General features: G+C 45.8%; 11 protein-coding genes. 4 read left to right on the top strand and 7 right to left on the bottom strand.

The annotated features are described in order from the left end of the window. Positions 1-84 precede the first annotated feature (84 nt). A complete protein-coding gene (locus R7035_RS10365) occupies positions 85-1014 on the top strand; it encodes a Kdo(2)-lipid IV(A) acyltransferase (protein WP_064368757.1) in 930 nt (309 codons plus the stop codon). A 52-nt stretch (positions 1015-1066) separates the two neighbouring features. Here R7035_RS10365 and panC read toward each other — a convergent pair whose 3' ends face one another. From panC to sfsA, 7 genes are all read right to left on the bottom strand, one after another. After that, the gene (gene panC / locus R7035_RS10360) at positions 1067-1972 is read right to left on the bottom strand and encodes a pantoate--beta-alanine ligase (protein ID WP_005380005.1); all 906 of its coding nucleotides are present in this window, start codon (positions 1970-1972) and stop codon (positions 1067-1069) included. Positions 1973-1983: 11 nt separating this feature from the next. Next, positions 1984-2778, bottom strand: coding sequence for a 3-methyl-2-oxobutanoate hydroxymethyltransferase (gene panB / locus R7035_RS10355; protein WP_005386592.1), 795 nt, complete (start codon positions 2776-2778; stop codon positions 1984-1986). A 24-nt stretch (positions 2779-2802) separates the two neighbouring features. Beyond that, complete coding sequence (gene folK / locus R7035_RS10350; RefSeq protein WP_005380007.1) at positions 2803-3288, bottom strand: 2-amino-4-hydroxy-6-hydroxymethyldihydropteridine diphosphokinase; 486 nt, start codon at positions 3286-3288, stop codon at positions 2803-2805. Further along, complete coding sequence (gene pcnB, locus R7035_RS10345) at positions 3285-4652, bottom strand: polynucleotide adenylyltransferase PcnB (protein WP_005386589.1); 1368 nt, start codon at positions 4650-4652, stop codon at positions 3285-3287. The genes folK and pcnB overlap by 4 nt, the downstream gene beginning before the upstream one ends. A gap of 102 nt (positions 4653-4754) precedes the next feature. Beyond that, a complete protein-coding gene (gene gluQRS, locus R7035_RS10340) occupies positions 4755-5618 on the bottom strand; it encodes a tRNA glutamyl-Q(34) synthetase GluQRS (protein WP_005386586.1) in 864 nt (287 codons plus the stop codon). Positions 5619-5713: 95 nt separating this feature from the next. Beyond that, positions 5714-6160, bottom strand: a complete 447-nt coding sequence (gene dksA, locus R7035_RS10335; RefSeq protein ID WP_005386584.1) for an RNA polymerase-binding protein DksA — start codon at positions 6158-6160, stop codon at positions 5714-5716. Between the two features lie 136 nt (positions 6161-6296). Further along, entirely contained in the window at positions 6297-7013 is a 717-nt protein-coding gene (sfsA, locus tag R7035_RS10330) for a DNA/RNA nuclease SfsA (protein ID WP_017635909.1), read from the bottom strand. 66 nt (positions 7014-7079) lie between these two features. Between sfsA and hrpB the strand changes: the two genes are divergently transcribed. From hrpB to R7035_RS10315, 3 genes are all read left to right on the top strand, one after another. Continuing rightward, entirely contained in the window at positions 7080-9548 is a 2469-nt protein-coding gene (gene hrpB / locus R7035_RS10325) for an ATP-dependent helicase HrpB (RefSeq protein WP_318146119.1), read from the top strand. After that, positions 9541-11913 (top strand): penicillin-binding protein 1B, encoded by a 2373-nt coding sequence (gene mrcB, locus R7035_RS10320; RefSeq protein ID WP_017820402.1) that lies wholly within the window; start codon positions 9541-9543, stop codon positions 11911-11913. The genes hrpB and mrcB overlap by 8 nt, the downstream gene beginning before the upstream one ends. A 122-nt stretch (positions 11914-12035) precedes the next feature. Then, on the top strand, positions 12036-14366 hold the full coding sequence (locus R7035_RS10315; protein WP_005380018.1) for a patatin-like phospholipase family protein: 2331 nt from the start codon (positions 12036-12038) through the stop codon (positions 14364-14366). Positions 14367-14612: the final 246 nt, after the last annotated feature.

Below are 14612 nucleotides of genomic sequence, written 5' to 3'. Positions count from 1 at the left end.
CGCGTGCATAACAATACATACCCATACAATTTTTCGGTTTTTATCATGGTAGGTTTCAATCATTTGTAATAAATGAGTGATCCTATGAATATTGTCCCGCCGCCGCCTTTCTCCTATCAGTTACTTAAGCCCAAATATTGGTCTGTATGGCTGGCATTTGGATCTTTAGCGATTCTTGTTAATGTACTGCCATACGTAGTATTGCGAATCTTAGGTAGAAGCATCGGCTGTATTGCGATGCATGTAATGAAGCGCCGACACAAGATCGCTCTGCGTAATCTCCAGCTGTGTTTCCCTGATTTTACGGATTGGCAATGTAAGGACGTAGTACGAAAAAACTTTCAATATACTGGAATGGCGATCATCGAAACCGGTATCGCTTGGTTTTGGCCAGATTGGCGGATACGTCGGATAACCTCTATTGTTGGAAAAGATCGTTTACTCGCTGAGGAAAATAATGGACGTGGTGTGTTGGTGGTGTGCAGTCACCATTTAAACTTGGAGATAACCGCTCGTATTTTTAGCCAGTTTGCCCAAGGTTATGGCGTTTATCGCCCAAATTCGAATCCTGCTTATGAGTTTATTCAACATCGAGGTCGAACTCGTTTTGGACATCAAATGATTGATCGAAAAGACGTGAAATCAATGCTCAAAGTTCTGAAGAATGGTCATCGACTTTGGTATTTGCCCGACCATGATTATGGCGTTAGCCATTCTGTTTTTGCGCCGTTTTTTGCTGTTGAACAAGCGGCGAGTACCGTCGGGTCTAGTGTTCTCATTGATGCAACAAAGTGCGCGGTTATATCTGGCGTTACAGTGAGTAAAAATCACCATTACACGCTGTACATTGGAAAAGACATTAGCGAGCGTTTCGAGAGACGTAATGCGATTAAAGCGGCAAGCATCTTGAACCAAGAGCTTGAGAAAATGATAAAACGTGATATTCCAGCGTGGATGTGGCTGCACAAGCGGTTTAAAACTCGCCCTGAAGGGTTGGATTGCGTCTATACGTAGAGTATAAAAAGGTCGACTAAGAGTCGACCTTTTTACTTTTATGACTCAGAGCTTACTCTGCGCTCTCTGAGTTTGTATTGTTAGATTCAGCTTCTTCCTTCGCTTCGACAACCATATCTACCGTTTGGTTATCGATAAGACGAGCCTTGCCTAGGAACGCAGACATCAGAATGACAGCTTGTGTCGTTTCTGGTGTGATCACTTGTAATGTACGAGCATCACGAATGAAGATCTCATCAGGGTGCAGACCTGCAGCTCGAAGTTGGTCGCTTGCATCTTCGATGATCGATGCGTAGTCATCGCGGCCACCGCGAATGGCACTGCTGATCCAACGCATTGTACGAGCAAGTACAGGCGCACGTTGACGCTCGTCCAGCGTAAGCAAGCCATTGCGTGAACTCATTGCTAAACCGTCCATTTCACGTACGGTTGGTACACCGATGATTTCAATGTCCATTGCTAGGTCATCAACCATCTTGCGGATAACAGCAAGTTGTTGGAAGTCCTTCTCGCCGAAGCACGCGACATCCGGTTGTACGATGTTAAACAGCTTATTCACAATCGTCGTCACGCCACGGAAATGACCTGGTCGAGACGCGCCTTCGAGAATTGTTGATAGGCCAGGGACATCGACGAAGGTTTGCTTGTCCAGACCTTCTGGGTAGATAACTTCTGGTGTTGGCGTAAATACCACATCGACCCCTTCAGAGGTTAACTTGCTTAAGTCTTCCTCTAGCGTGCGTGGGTAATTATTTAAATCGTCTGCACGATCAAACTGCATCGGGTTAACAAAGATGCTTACGACAACGATATCAGCGTATTCGCGTGCTTTACGCACTAAGGTTAAGTGGCCTTCGTGAAGGTTGCCCATGGTAGGGACAAACGCCACTTTACGACCTTCACGTTTAAAGGTTTTAAGGTGTTCACGAACTGCTGAGATTTCCGCAAAAGTTTGCATGCATTTATCCTCTAGGCAATGGTATGAGCGTCGTCTGGGAATACACCGTTGGCTACATCTTCAATGTATTTAGTAACGGCTTTGCGCATATCACCTGTTTCAGCAAGAAAGTTTTTGGAGAATTTCGGCATGTAGTTGGCAGAAATACCAAACATATCATGCATTACGAGAATTTGACCATCTGTTACGTTACCTGCACCAATACCGATAACAGGAACGTCAAGCACTTGCGTAATACGTTCAGCAAGCTCAGCTGGTACGCATTCTAGTAAGACGATTTGAGCGCCTGCTTCTTGCAGCGCTAATGCGTCTTTTACCATGCGGTCTGCTTTTTCTTGATCGCGACCTTGGATTTTGTAACCACCAAAAATATTAACAGCTTGAGGAGTTAAACCAAGATGAGCACAAACTGGAACTGATCGTTCAGTGAGCATTTTCACCGTGTCGACAAGCCAGTCACCACCTTCAATTTTTACCATATTGGCACCAGCACGCATCAGTTTAGCCGCATTTTCGCAAGCTTGCTCTGGCGTGGTGTAGCTCATGAATGGCATGTCTGCCATCAACAAACAATTTGGGCTACCAGCGCGTACGCAACGAGTATGGTAAGCGATATCATCGACCGTTACTGGCAGAGTATCGTTGTGACCTTGCAAAACCATACCTAGAGAATCACCAACAAGAAGTACTGGCATTTCTTGGCTTTCAAACAGTTGGGCAAAGCTCGCATCATAAGCGGTTGAAGTAGCAAATTTACGACCTTCTTGCTTCCACTTGATTAGGTCGTTGATGGTCATTTTTTTCATGGTTTTATCCTTACTAGGAGTTGGCTATGACTGCCAGATACTGAGGCCGTTTCTATCTACTTGTTCCAGTAGTTTAGAGACCTCGGTCCCATCAGGGAGTTGTAAACTTGGTGCAATTTCCGCAAGAGGGTAGAGTACGAATTCACGCTCTTTCATTCCATAATGAGGAACGATCAGCCTCTCGGAATTAATCACCTCATTGCCATAAAGCACAATGTCGAGGTCCAAGGTTCTTGGTCCCCAGCGTTCGTCTTTACGGACACGCCCTTGTTCTTGCTCTATGGCTTGTGTGCAATTGAGCAATTCAATAGGCGTCAAACTGGTGTTAATAGACACAACCGCATTGATGTAATCCGGTTGGTTTTGTGGCCCCATTGGCGTGCTGCTGTATAGCGAAGAAGCTTGAACAAACTCTGATTTAGGCAGCGTTTTTAATGCTTCAATCGCTTGCTTCGCTTGGCTGACAGGATCAGCCAAGTTACTGCCTACCGCAATGTACGCTGTAATCATGATTTGGGCTTACTCTTTTTCTTGCGATAAGTTTTACGGCGGCGCTGGCCTGTTTTCGGTGATTGACCGTCTAAGTCGGCAGCCATTGCTTGACGCATTTCTCGGCCTGCATTTTGAAAAGTTTCCCACCACTTGGCAAGCTTCTGAGTGTCACCACCTTCAATTTCACCGCGCATTTCAAGAAAATCAAAGCCAGCTCTAAATTTATTGAGCTCCATAAGACGGAATGCACGTTTACCGTTACGTCGTGGAAGACGAAGCTGTAACTGCCAAATCTCGCGAATGGTTGCGGTGTGGCGTCTTGGAATGGCAATTGTGCGAACTTGCTCGTCAAGAATGATGTTGCTCGCTTCCATAATGGCGTCGTAATGGCCTAAGTTGCGCTCTTCCATCAGTTCATCGGCTTTCGCACACAGTGGGTACCACAGCATTGCAGCAAACATAAATGCTGGATTGATGCGTTTCCCATCTTCGATGCGCATGTCGGTAGAATCTAGGACAAGATCCAACATCTGCTCAGTGTGAGAGGAGTAATCTTCTGTAAAGTGCGCTGCAATCGTCGGGAATAGTTGCTGGAATAGGTTGTACTCACGCAGTAGGTGGTAGGTTTCTAAGCCATGACCGGATTGCAATAATTTGAGTGACTCTTCAAAAAGACGCGCTGACGGAATGTCACCGAGCAACGGTGCCATGTGTTCGATTGGCGCTGCGGTGTCTTCTTCAATATCAAAGTCTAGTTTTACCGCGAAACGAACCGCACGCAGCATGCGCACAGGGTCTTCACGGTAGCGTGTTTCTGGATCACCAATCAGTCGAATTAGGCGATCTTCTAAATCTTCAATACCACGTGCGTAGTCGTGAATCGAGTAATCTGCGATGTTGTAGTACATCGAGTTAATCGTGAAATCACGGCGCTCAGCATCTTCATCGATGGTGCCGTAGACGTTGTCACGCAGCAGCATACCCTCTTTTGATTGCTGAGAAATGCTCTTATTCTTTTGCTCTTGGTGGTGACCACGGAACGTCGCAACCTCAATGATGTCTCGGCCAAACATAATATGAGCCAAGCGGAAGCGGCGACCAATCAAACGGCAGTTACGAAATAGCTGTTTGATCTGTTCCGGCGTTGCGTTGGTCGCAATGTCAAAATCTTTTGGTTTTTGTCCAAGCAGTAAGTCTCGAACCCCGCCACCCACAAGAAAAGCATCGAAACCAGCACCATTTAGGCGGTACAGTACCTTCAGCGCATTATCACTGATCTGCTTACGCGAAATGTTGTGCTCTTCACGAGTTATTACATTGAGAGCGAGCTCTGGAATTGTGGCAGGTTCGCTTGGTGTATAGTCGTTTGTATTCATGTGCATCTGGCAATAACTGGGTTTAATCCAATCTTGCTTTGGTTAGTTTTATACGCCTCTAGGGCCTAATTTGCGGCTAATGATAGCCTACACAATGCCATTTGAGAATCACGGTGTGATCTCGATCTCTGCTGGAAGCTGTTCCAACCGCCAGTTTTCGCAGCCCCAACGAAGAATATCTTCTATGTTGGCCGCCCTTACGGTTTCAGGTATCTCGAAACCTAAAAATGTCATGGCGCGCAATAGAGTAGGTTTTGGTGTATCTATATCAATAGCCGTCGCGTGATTTTGTTTCGACAATTTATTGCCGTTGTTGTCCATCGCCAATGGTAAATGCAAGTAGCTAACTTCAGGCTGACCAAGTATTTGGTACAGGCTAATTTGACGCCCTGTCGGCTCGATTAAGTCTGCACCTCGCACGACTTCTGTGACGCCTTGGTCGATGTCGTCCAATACTACCGCAAGATTATAAGCAAATAATCCATCTCGACGTTTAATAATGAAATCTTCATTAACGAGTTGCTCTGGAATAGTAATGGTTCCCCGCTTTTGGTCGAGGAAATGAGCGACAGGCTTGGTCATTTTTAGGCGAATCGCGCCGTCTTTCAAGTTTTTATCGCGGCAAGTGCCAGGATAAAAACCGCCATGCTCTTTAATTTGCTTACGAGTACATTGGCAATAATAAGCTTCTCCATTTTCGAGCCATTTGTTTATTTGAGCTTGGTAAAGGTCGTGACGTTCGCTCTGGTATACCACTTCTCCATCCCAATGCAGCTGATAGGCCTTGAGTGCCTCTAGGATAAGTTGCGCTGCACCTGGCATTTCTCTTGGTGGGTCTAAGTCCTCAATACGTACTAACCAAGCTCCGTTTTGTGCTTTCGCTTGAAAATAACTGCCAAGAGCGGCAATCAGTGAACCAAAATGCAGTGGACCAGAAGGAGATGGGGCGAATCGACCTACATAGCGTGTCATGCGTGTATCTCGAATTTAGTAAACAAATAGGGTGCGAAGGTAGCCAAAACAAAAAGGGAGCCTGAGCTCCCTTCAACAATCATAATGCTGGGTGATTAACCTTGCATTTGCTTCTCTTTGATTTCTGCAAGTGTTTTACAGTCAATACAAAGGTCAGCGGTTGGACGTGCTTCAAGACGGCGAACGCCAATCTCTACGCCACAAGACTCACAGAAGCCAAAATCGTCTTCTTTGATTTTATCCAAAGTCTTTTCAATCTTCTTGATCAAACGGCGTTCGCGGTCACGGTTACGCAGTTCTAGGCTGAACTCTTCCTCTTGAGAGGCGCGGTCAACTGGATCTGGGAAGTTTGCTGCTTCGTCCTGCATGTGGTGAACAGTACGATCCACTTCAGCTCTTAGCTGGTCGCGCCAAGCTGTTAAGATTTTCGTAAAGTGTTCAACCTGCTCTGGTGACATGTACTCTTCACCAGGTTTTTCCTGATATGGCTCCACGCCGGCAATGGCTAGGATGCCTATCGTTTTCTTCTTTGATTCTGGCATACAGCATCTCCTACTTACACCTAGTCAACTGCTACGCAGTCAATTTAAGGCGGGTATCTATAGCAAAAAGAGGCGGTGCAAGCAAATACTGAATCGCAAAGTTATCGTCAATGTGAAGACGACATCATTTTTTCTCTTAATTGATAAAATCAATAGCGGAAATCAGCTTCATTCCAGTATCGCTCAGTTCAGCTTTGTAGCAGAGAACTTCCACTCCAGCGTCTTGTGCTTGTTTGAGTAATAGTGAATATTTCGCGTCTATATGGTGCGCCGCGGATACTTTTTCAATACCTGAATGTAAAACAGTGAATAAAAGTATGGCTCTACTTCCATTTTGTGCCATTTCTGTGAGCTCTCTCAGGTGTTTTTGTCCCCGAGTCGTGACCGCATCTGGGAAGTATCCTTGTCCAGTAGAGTCGGTCTCATCAAGAAGAGTGACGCTTTTCACTTCTATATAGCACTTTGGCTTGTCGTCTGCGCTGAGCAAGATATCAATTCGGCTATTTTCATTGCCGTATTTCACCTCAGTTTGAAGTGTGTCATAACCACAAAGCTCTGAAATGACATTATTTTCAATAGCCTCTACGGCTAATTGATTGGCGCGCGCGGTATTGATACAAATACGGTGGCCTTGTTCGGTTTCACTCAACTCCCAACTATTGGGGTATTTTCGTTTCGGGTTGTCGGAAGTAGAAAACCAAACTTTGTTTCCGGGCGTTGCACAACCCGTCATTGCACCTGTATTTGCGCAGTGGATTGTACGGATTTCACCAGTATCGAGCTCGATATCGGCAAGAAAGCGTTTATAGCGTTTGAGTAGAGTGGCGGACTCTAAAGCGGGTGTGAAATGCATTTGCTTATTTAGACAAAAAATTTTTTATGTACAATGTTGCCACCATTACACCATAAGGTATTTCCTTTGTCACAATTGCCGATTGAAGCCGTGATGCCTGAGTTGCTGACGGCGGTCAAAAATCAACATCAAGTGATCTTAAAAGCGGCGCCTGGTGCCGGTAAGTCGACTTACTTCCCTTTGCAGTTACTCTTAAATCATTCGGTTGATGGAAAAATTATCATGCTTGAGCCAAGACGACTCGCGGTGCGTAACATTGCCCGTTATCTTGCTGAGCAATTGGGAGAGCAAGTAGGTCAACGCGTGGGTTATCGAGTCCGTGGTGAGGCAAAGGTAAGCTCAGCAACGCAGCTGGAGATCGTAACCGAAGGGATTATGACTCGGATGATCCAAACAGACCCGGAGTTGGATGGGGTTGATCTACTGATCTTTGATGAGTTTCATGAACGCAGCATTCATGCCGATACCGCTTTGGCATTCAGTTTAGAAGTTCAAGAGGCATTGCGAGACGATCTCAAGCTGGTGGTAATGTCAGCAACGCTTGATCAACAAGCATTACAATCGCTGTTGCCAGAAGCCAGTTACATTGAATCTGAAGGGCGCAGCTTTGATGTGGCAATGCGCTACCAGCCGTTAGGTGTGAACGAGCATTTACCTACGAGTATGGCAAAAACAATAGAAAGTCTTATGAACAAAGAGTCTGGATCTTTGTTAGCTTTCCTACCGGGTGTTGGTGCCATAAAACAAGTTGAAGAGCGGTTGTCTCATTTAGCGGATGATATCGACGTATGCCCACTTTATGGTCAACTGAGCTTTGCAGATCAACAAAAAGCGATTACGCCAGCAGAACAAGGTAAGCGTAAAGTCGTTCTAGCGACCAACATTGCAGAAACTTCACTAACGATTGAAGGCATTCGCCTCGTCGTTGATTCTGGGTTAGAGCGTATTGCCCGCTTTGATTTGAAAAACGGTTTAACACGCTTAGAGCAAACACGCATTGCACAGTCTTCAGCGATTCAGCGTGCAGGACGAGCGGGACGAATAGAAGAGGGCATTTGTGTTCGTCTTTATTCTGAAAACCAGTTCAAGCAGCAACCGCTGGTTCCCCAACCCGAAATTTTGCATTCCGATTTAGCTAGTTTAGTTATGGAGCTTGCCTTTTGGGGAGCGAGTGATATCCACGATCTAAAGTGGCTTGATGTTCCCGCTAATGCGTCATTGGAACAAGCGAAGCAGCTATTGGTGTCATTGGGACTACTGACGGAAAAAGGGCAATTAACGTCCGAAGGAAAACAGGCGCATGAACTAGGCGTTGAGCCTCGTGCGGCTGCGATGCTAATTAAAGCGCAATCTTACAGTGATAAGATGTTAAATGCTGCTTTGGCGGCGGTCGCACTGATTGAAGAGCCAGAGAGAAATGTTACCAATATCGCTCATAGCTTGCATCGTTGGCTTGTTGGTACTCATCCAAAAAAGTCGATGTTGTTCAAGCGTGCTCAATCTCTAGCGTACAAATTGGATACGGTGTTTGACCTGAAAGGCGTGGATGAAGATGCATTACCGCTGGTGTTAAGTTTGGCATTTCCAGATCGCATTGCGCAGCAGCGCACAAATCAATTTGGGCGATTTACTTTGGCTAATGGTCATGGTGCAGAATGTCGTCAGGAAGACATGCTAGGTGGCTGTGAGTATTTGGTTGCCGTTGACTTAATGCGTTCTCATTCTAATTCAAGTCAAATTCATTCGGCATGTGAATTGGATGTCAATATATTGCGAACGACCTTTGATACGCTATTTTCGTCTGAAGAAGTAGTGGACTGGGATGAAAAAAGAGGCCGTCTAATAGCTGAGCGACAAACAAAACTCGGTCTGCTGGTCGTTGAACGCGAGCCGTTGCCAAGCCCGGGCAAAGAAAAAATGACACAAGCTTTACTCACGTATGTCCGCCGCCAGGGCTTACAGAGTCTAAACTGGACACCGGCAGCGGAGAGCTTGTTAGCTCGGATTCGTTGTGCGGTGGAATGGTTACCTGAGCAGTCATGGCCAATGTTTGATGAAGTCAGTTTGCTGGATTCATTAGAGGAGTGGTTAGAACCATACATGACGTCTGTCAGTTCGGTTAAAGACCTGAGCAAGATAAACTTGGTCGAAGCGTTTAATGCTCGATTAGGTTGGCCACTCAATCAACAACTGGATGAATGGTTACCTGAGCATTACCAACTGCCCACAGGTTCAAAGAAGCGTATCCGTTACCAATATGGCCATGAGCCGATATTATCGGTGCGTATGCAAGAAGTATTTGGGGAGAGTGGTTCCCCAACGTTGGCTCTTGGCCGCAAGCGTTTGGTGCTTGAACTGCTTTCACCGGCACAACGTCCATTGCAAGTAACGTCGGACTTGGCGGCTTTCTGGAACGGAAGCTACAAAGACGTTCAAAAAGAGATGAAAGGGCGCTACCCAAAACACGTTTGGCCAGATGATCCTGCCAATCATGTAGCAACAACGAAAACAAAAAGACAATTGAATAATGACTGACAGCAAGAAGCCTAGCGCGAAAAAAGCGCCAGCGAAGAAAAGTACAACCAATAAAGGAGCCGCAAAACAGACTCGACGTACGCCGAGTAAAAAGCCGACTAACGAGAAACGTTCGTGGTTGAAAGTTCTGTGGTCGTTTAGCTGGAAAGCTGGCGTTGCACTTGCCGCTGTTTTGCTGTTTGTTGGGATTTACTTAGATAGTGTGGTGAAAGAACGCTTTGAAGGCCAGCTGTTTGAGCTGCCAACGGTGGTTTATGCCCGTATCTTGAATCTAAGCCCTGGTGAGAATATCACCATCCAAGAACTGCGCAACGAGCTAGATGTGTTGAATTACCGTAAAGTGAGTCAACCTCGTTACCCAGGCGAATATTCCTCTTCTTCCACTCGGATTGAATTGATTCGTCGTCCATTCGAGTTTGCCGATGGTCCCGAGCCGGATCGTCACATTATGCTGCATTTCTCTGATTCCGGCTTGCAACGTATTCAGTCTTTAGAATCTCGAGGAGACCTTGGTTACTTGCGCCTAGAACCGAAGATGTTGGGCATGCTGGAGAAAGACCGTGATGAACAGCGCCTTTTCTTACGTCGTGATCAGTTCCCTGAAATTTTGGTGGATGCACTGCTTGCGACCGAAGACCGGGATTTTTATCAACATGACGGGGTGTCACCGCTCGCGATTGCACGTGCATTGGTTGCGAACATTAAGGCGGGTCGTACTGTTCAAGGTGGTAGTACGCTGACTCAGCAATTGGCAAAAAACCTATTTTTGACTCGTGATAAAACACTGTGGCGTAAAGTTCGAGAAGCGTATATCGCGCTAATTTTGGATTACCGTTACAGCAAAGATCGTATCTTAGAAGCCTACCTAAACGAAGTGTACCTAGGTCAAAGTGGAGGTGAAGCGATCCACGGGTTTGGCTTGGCGTCGCGTTACTATTTTGGGCAGCCAATCCAGGAGTTGCGAATCGATCAACTGGCGATGTTAGTTGGGATGGTAAAAGGGCCGTCTTACTACAACCCAATTCGTTACCCTGAGAGAACGAAAGAGCGTCGTGATCTCGTTCTGCGCCTGTTAATGCAGCAAAACATGTTGACTTCAGAGCAGTATGAACAAGCTGTAAGTCGTCCACTCGATACGCAAAGCAAGCCACGTATTGCGAGCCGTCAGCCAGCTTATTTCCAACAATTGAGCATTGAATTAAAAGAAAAAGTTGGGGAGCGATTTAAAGCAGAGACCGGACTGCGCGTGTTTACGTCTCTGGACCCAGTATCGCAAAGCAAAATGGAACAAGCTATCGCGAAAAAGATCCCAGAACTAGCTAAACGGGGTGGTAAAGAGTTAGAAGCCGCTGCTGTGGCCGTTGATCGCCATAGTGGTGAAATCCGTGCGATGGTTGGTGGTAAACGTGTCGGTTATGAAGGCTTTAACCGCGCGCTCAATGCCAGTCGTCCGATTGGTTCTTTAGTGAAACCAGCGATTTACTTAACGGCTCTAGAACAACCGGATAAATACAACCTAGGCACGACGCTACACGACACGCCGTTAAGTCTGAAGAGCAGTAAAGGTAACGTGTGGACGCCGCGCAACTACGATAGAAAATATCGTGGTGATGTGCCACTTTACATTGCTTTAGCGAAATCACTTAACGTACCAACCGTGCGCTTAGGTATGGCACTTGGCATTCCTGAAGTGTCCAATACTTTAGAGCGTTTGGGCGTGAACAAAGACGAAATTCGCCCAGTGCCTTCGATGTTTTTGGGTTCGTTTTCTTTGACGCCATTCGAAGTTGCACAGATGTATCAGACTCTGACGAATTCAGGTAAGCGTGCAAAACTGACCGCTCTGCGCTCAGTCATGGATATGGAAGGTAATGTGCTGTATCAATCCTTGCCTCGTTCATCAAGAGCCGTGGATGAACAAGCCGCATGGCTAACGACCTACGCGATGAAACAAGGGGTTGCTCAAGGCACTGGCCGCTTCTTACAAAGCCAGTTTGGTTGGGCTGCATTGGCAGGAAAAACGGGTACCAGTAATGACAACCGCGATAGTTGGTTTGTCGGTGTTGATGGTCGTGAGGTGACGACAATTTGGCTAGGCCGCGACGATAATAAACCCGTGAATCTAACGGGGTCGAGTGGTGCATTACGAGTGTACGCAGAGTACTTGAAGCAGCGTATTCCTGAGCGCTTAGAGCTCCCATGGCCAAGAGAAATCACCACATTAGGGTTCAAGCCTACATCTGATGGAGGTTTAGAAATGAACTGCCGTAGTGATTACAAACTGCCGGTTTGGGATAAAACCGGTCAGATAAAGCAACAGTGTGAGAAGAAATCAAACTGGTTAAATAGCATATTTGATTGGTAGCATCGCCAAATCAACAACATTAGCTTGTTTATCTGATTAATTCTTAGTACATATTAGGGCGTGTTAGTACAGTACTGCTAGCACGCCCTACTTGATCAGATATTCAATAAAGGAAGAAGTGAATGTTCAAAAAGCTGTTATCAAGCCCATCGGTTCGCAACTTTGCGCTTTGGGTTAGTACCTTTTTGATGATCACTCCTTCTGTTTCCCTCGCAAACTCTCTAACAAAAACGGATGACTTGGAACCTCGACCAAAGGTGGCGGTTGTGCTCGCTGGTGGCGGAGCGAAAGGGGCGGCACACATTGGAGTTTTAAAAGCATTGGAAGAAATGCAGATCCCTGTCGATATTGTGACCGGTACCAGTATGGGCGCCTATGTGGGTGGGCTCTATGCCACGGGGATGAGTGCTGATGAAATCGAGAGTTTTATCTACACCGTCGATTGGGGCAGCGGTTATCGAGATCGTGTTGACCGTAGCCAACGTCGAGTTCGTGACAAAGAGTATGAAGACCGCTATCAAATTAATACCGATCTCGGCTTAAGGTTCGGTGAGGTACGAGCACCAACGGGTGTGGTGCAAGGCCAGAACATGTTGCGAGTATTGCGTGAGACTACAGGGAACTTAGGGCGATTCGATTCTTTTGATGATCTTGCCATTCCCTATCGTTCTGTTGCGACAGATATTCTTGCCCTAGAAGAAGTCGTACTGGGCAATGGTTACCTTGTGGACGCCATGATGGCTAGCATGTCTGTACCAGGAGCGCTTCCTCCTTATAAGCTCAATGGCCATATGCTTGTTGATGGCGGTGTCGTCAATAACATGCCTGTCGATGTGGCTCGCGCCATGGGGGCTGATGTCGTTATTGCCGTCGATATTAGCACCGATTACAAAACCGAAGATGAATTTACGGGGCTGTTTACTGTCGCGGACCAACTCTCTAACTATCTCGTTCGTCGTAGTACACAACAGCAAGTGGACGAGCTTGAACCTCAAGATATCTATATTCGTCCCAATGTGGGCACCATGGAAACTGTCGAGTTCGACAAAATGCCTTGGGCTTTTCAAGCTGGGTACGATATTACCAAGCAGTTAAAAGACAAGCTGAAAGGGTTGCGCTTGTCCAATGCGGACTATCAAAAATACATCGATCGCAAACAAGAAGTTCGTAAAACTTTGATTTATGGCGATCAGCGTGTGGTTGATGACATAGTGATTGTTAATAATACGCACTACAGCGATGTGTTGTTGACGAATCGTATTGAACTAGAAACCGGACGTCGTATTTCAACGGCCGAAATTGAGAAAGCCGTTGAAAACCTCTACGCGTTAGATCGGTTCGAGCTCATCACTTATCACTTTGAAGAGGTTGATGGTGAGACATTGTTGGTTTTTGATGTTAACGAGAAGTCGTGGGGGCCTAATTATCTCAACTTCCGATTTTTTCTTGAAGATGACTTCGATACAGATAGCCAGTACGGCATAGGAATATCGACCAACTTTACCAATTTAAACTCTCATGGCGCGGAGTTGGCGTTCAACGTAGAAATGGGCACGGATAAGCTGATTGAAGCTGAGTTGTATTCCCCTGTTTTATCTAGCCAAGAACTTTTTGTATCGGGGCGAATTTCCTATGGTAGTGAGAGCCGAAACTTACCTTTAACAGAGCCTCAAGCACCAGATTTAGAGTCAGTAAATGACTTTTTTCCGGTCACTTACGATGATTTTACAACAGAGTTAGCGATAGGTATCCAACCCACATTGTGGCAAGAACTTCGATTTGGCGCTCGCTACTCAACCGGAGATATTGAGCTTTCTACTTTGGCTTCTGCTGGTAAATTGGATTTTGAACGTCGTGGCCTGTTTGCCAATTATCGCCTAGATACACTTGATGATTTCGCATTTCCGACTCGTGGGCTTTTAGTCGATCTCGAATATTTAGTGTCTCATGATCAAAGTCCTCAAGGCGTTAGCCTTTTAGAAACTGACAAAATTATTGAAGATACCGTTTATGAAATCTCTGCACGATTTAAAGGTGCAGTGAGTCATCAGCGTCATACTTTAGTCGGACATGCTGAATATAGTTTTGTAGAGAGTAAAAACTCATCTTTACCGCTTGATCCCAGAGAGTTGGGCGGCTTCTTAAGCCTATCGGGAATCCCAAGAAATAGCCTGATCGGACAGAACTTATTTTTCAGCAGTTTGGTGTACCGATATAAGTGGTTTGATAATGATTTCGGATTGTTTGAAGCTCCAGTCTACCTGGGCGCATCGGTCGAATATGGCGGTGTTTGGTCTGATAATGATCTGAAACTAAACGAAGCGCCGCTTTACAATGCTGGCTCCATCTTCTTTGGTGTTGACTCACCAATAGGACCAATAATGTTGGCATACGGTCGTACCGAGCAAGATTTGGATGCTGTGTATTTGATCGTAGGAACATCGTTTAATTAATCGGGTATGAGAAAGCAAAAACTTGGCATATTTGGTCAAAATTAGCAGAACTTTAGTCGTAAGTTGCTATGTTGGTCAAAATGATAAGATTTTAATTTAAGGTTAAATTTGCTATTATTTTGCCCACAGTTTGGCCTCTACGGCGCTGTTTCTCAATCATAATTGAATGAAAACAAGGGCAATGGAGAGCCAAGTTTCCAAGGATGTTCACTCCTTTACTTTAACAATAGTAATAATAGAGGAGGA

It is taken from the genome of Vibrio sp. 1731 (assembly GCF_033339955.1).
In the GTDB taxonomy this organism is placed as follows: domain Bacteria; phylum Pseudomonadota; class Gammaproteobacteria; order Enterobacterales; family Vibrionaceae; genus Vibrio; species Vibrio alginolyticus.
This window is presented reverse-complemented; position numbering and strand designations above follow the sequence as displayed.

Coding starts and splice junctions, on each gene's coding strand:
- R7035_RS10365 (WP_064368757.1), top strand. CDS start 85: ATGAATATTGTCCCGCCGCCGCCTTTCTCCTATCAGTTACTTAAGCCC.
- panC (WP_005380005.1), bottom strand. CDS start 1,972: ATGCAAACTTTTGCGGAAATCTCAGCAGTTCGTGAACACCTTAAAACC.
- panB (WP_005386592.1), bottom strand. CDS start 2,778: ATGAAAAAAATGACCATCAACGACCTAATCAAGTGGAAGCAAGAAGGT.
- folK (WP_005380007.1), bottom strand. CDS start 3,288: ATGATTACAGCGTACATTGCGGTAGGCAGTAACTTGGCTGATCCTGTC.
- pcnB (WP_005386589.1), bottom strand. CDS start 4,652: ATGCACATGAATACAAACGACTATACACCAAGCGAACCTGCCACAATT.
- gluQRS (WP_005386586.1), bottom strand. CDS start 5,618: ATGACACGCTATGTAGGTCGATTCGCCCCATCTCCTTCTGGTCCACTG.
- dksA (WP_005386584.1), bottom strand. CDS start 6,160: ATGCCAGAATCAAAGAAGAAAACGATAGGCATCCTAGCCATTGCCGGC.
- sfsA (WP_017635909.1), bottom strand. CDS start 7,013: ATGCATTTCACACCCGCTTTAGAGTCCGCCACTCTACTCAAACGCTAT.
- mrcB (WP_017820402.1), top strand. CDS start 9,541: ATGACTGACAGCAAGAAGCCTAGCGCGAAAAAAGCGCCAGCGAAGAAA.
- R7035_RS10315 (WP_005380018.1), top strand. CDS start 12,036: ATGTTCAAAAAGCTGTTATCAAGCCCATCGGTTCGCAACTTTGCGCTT.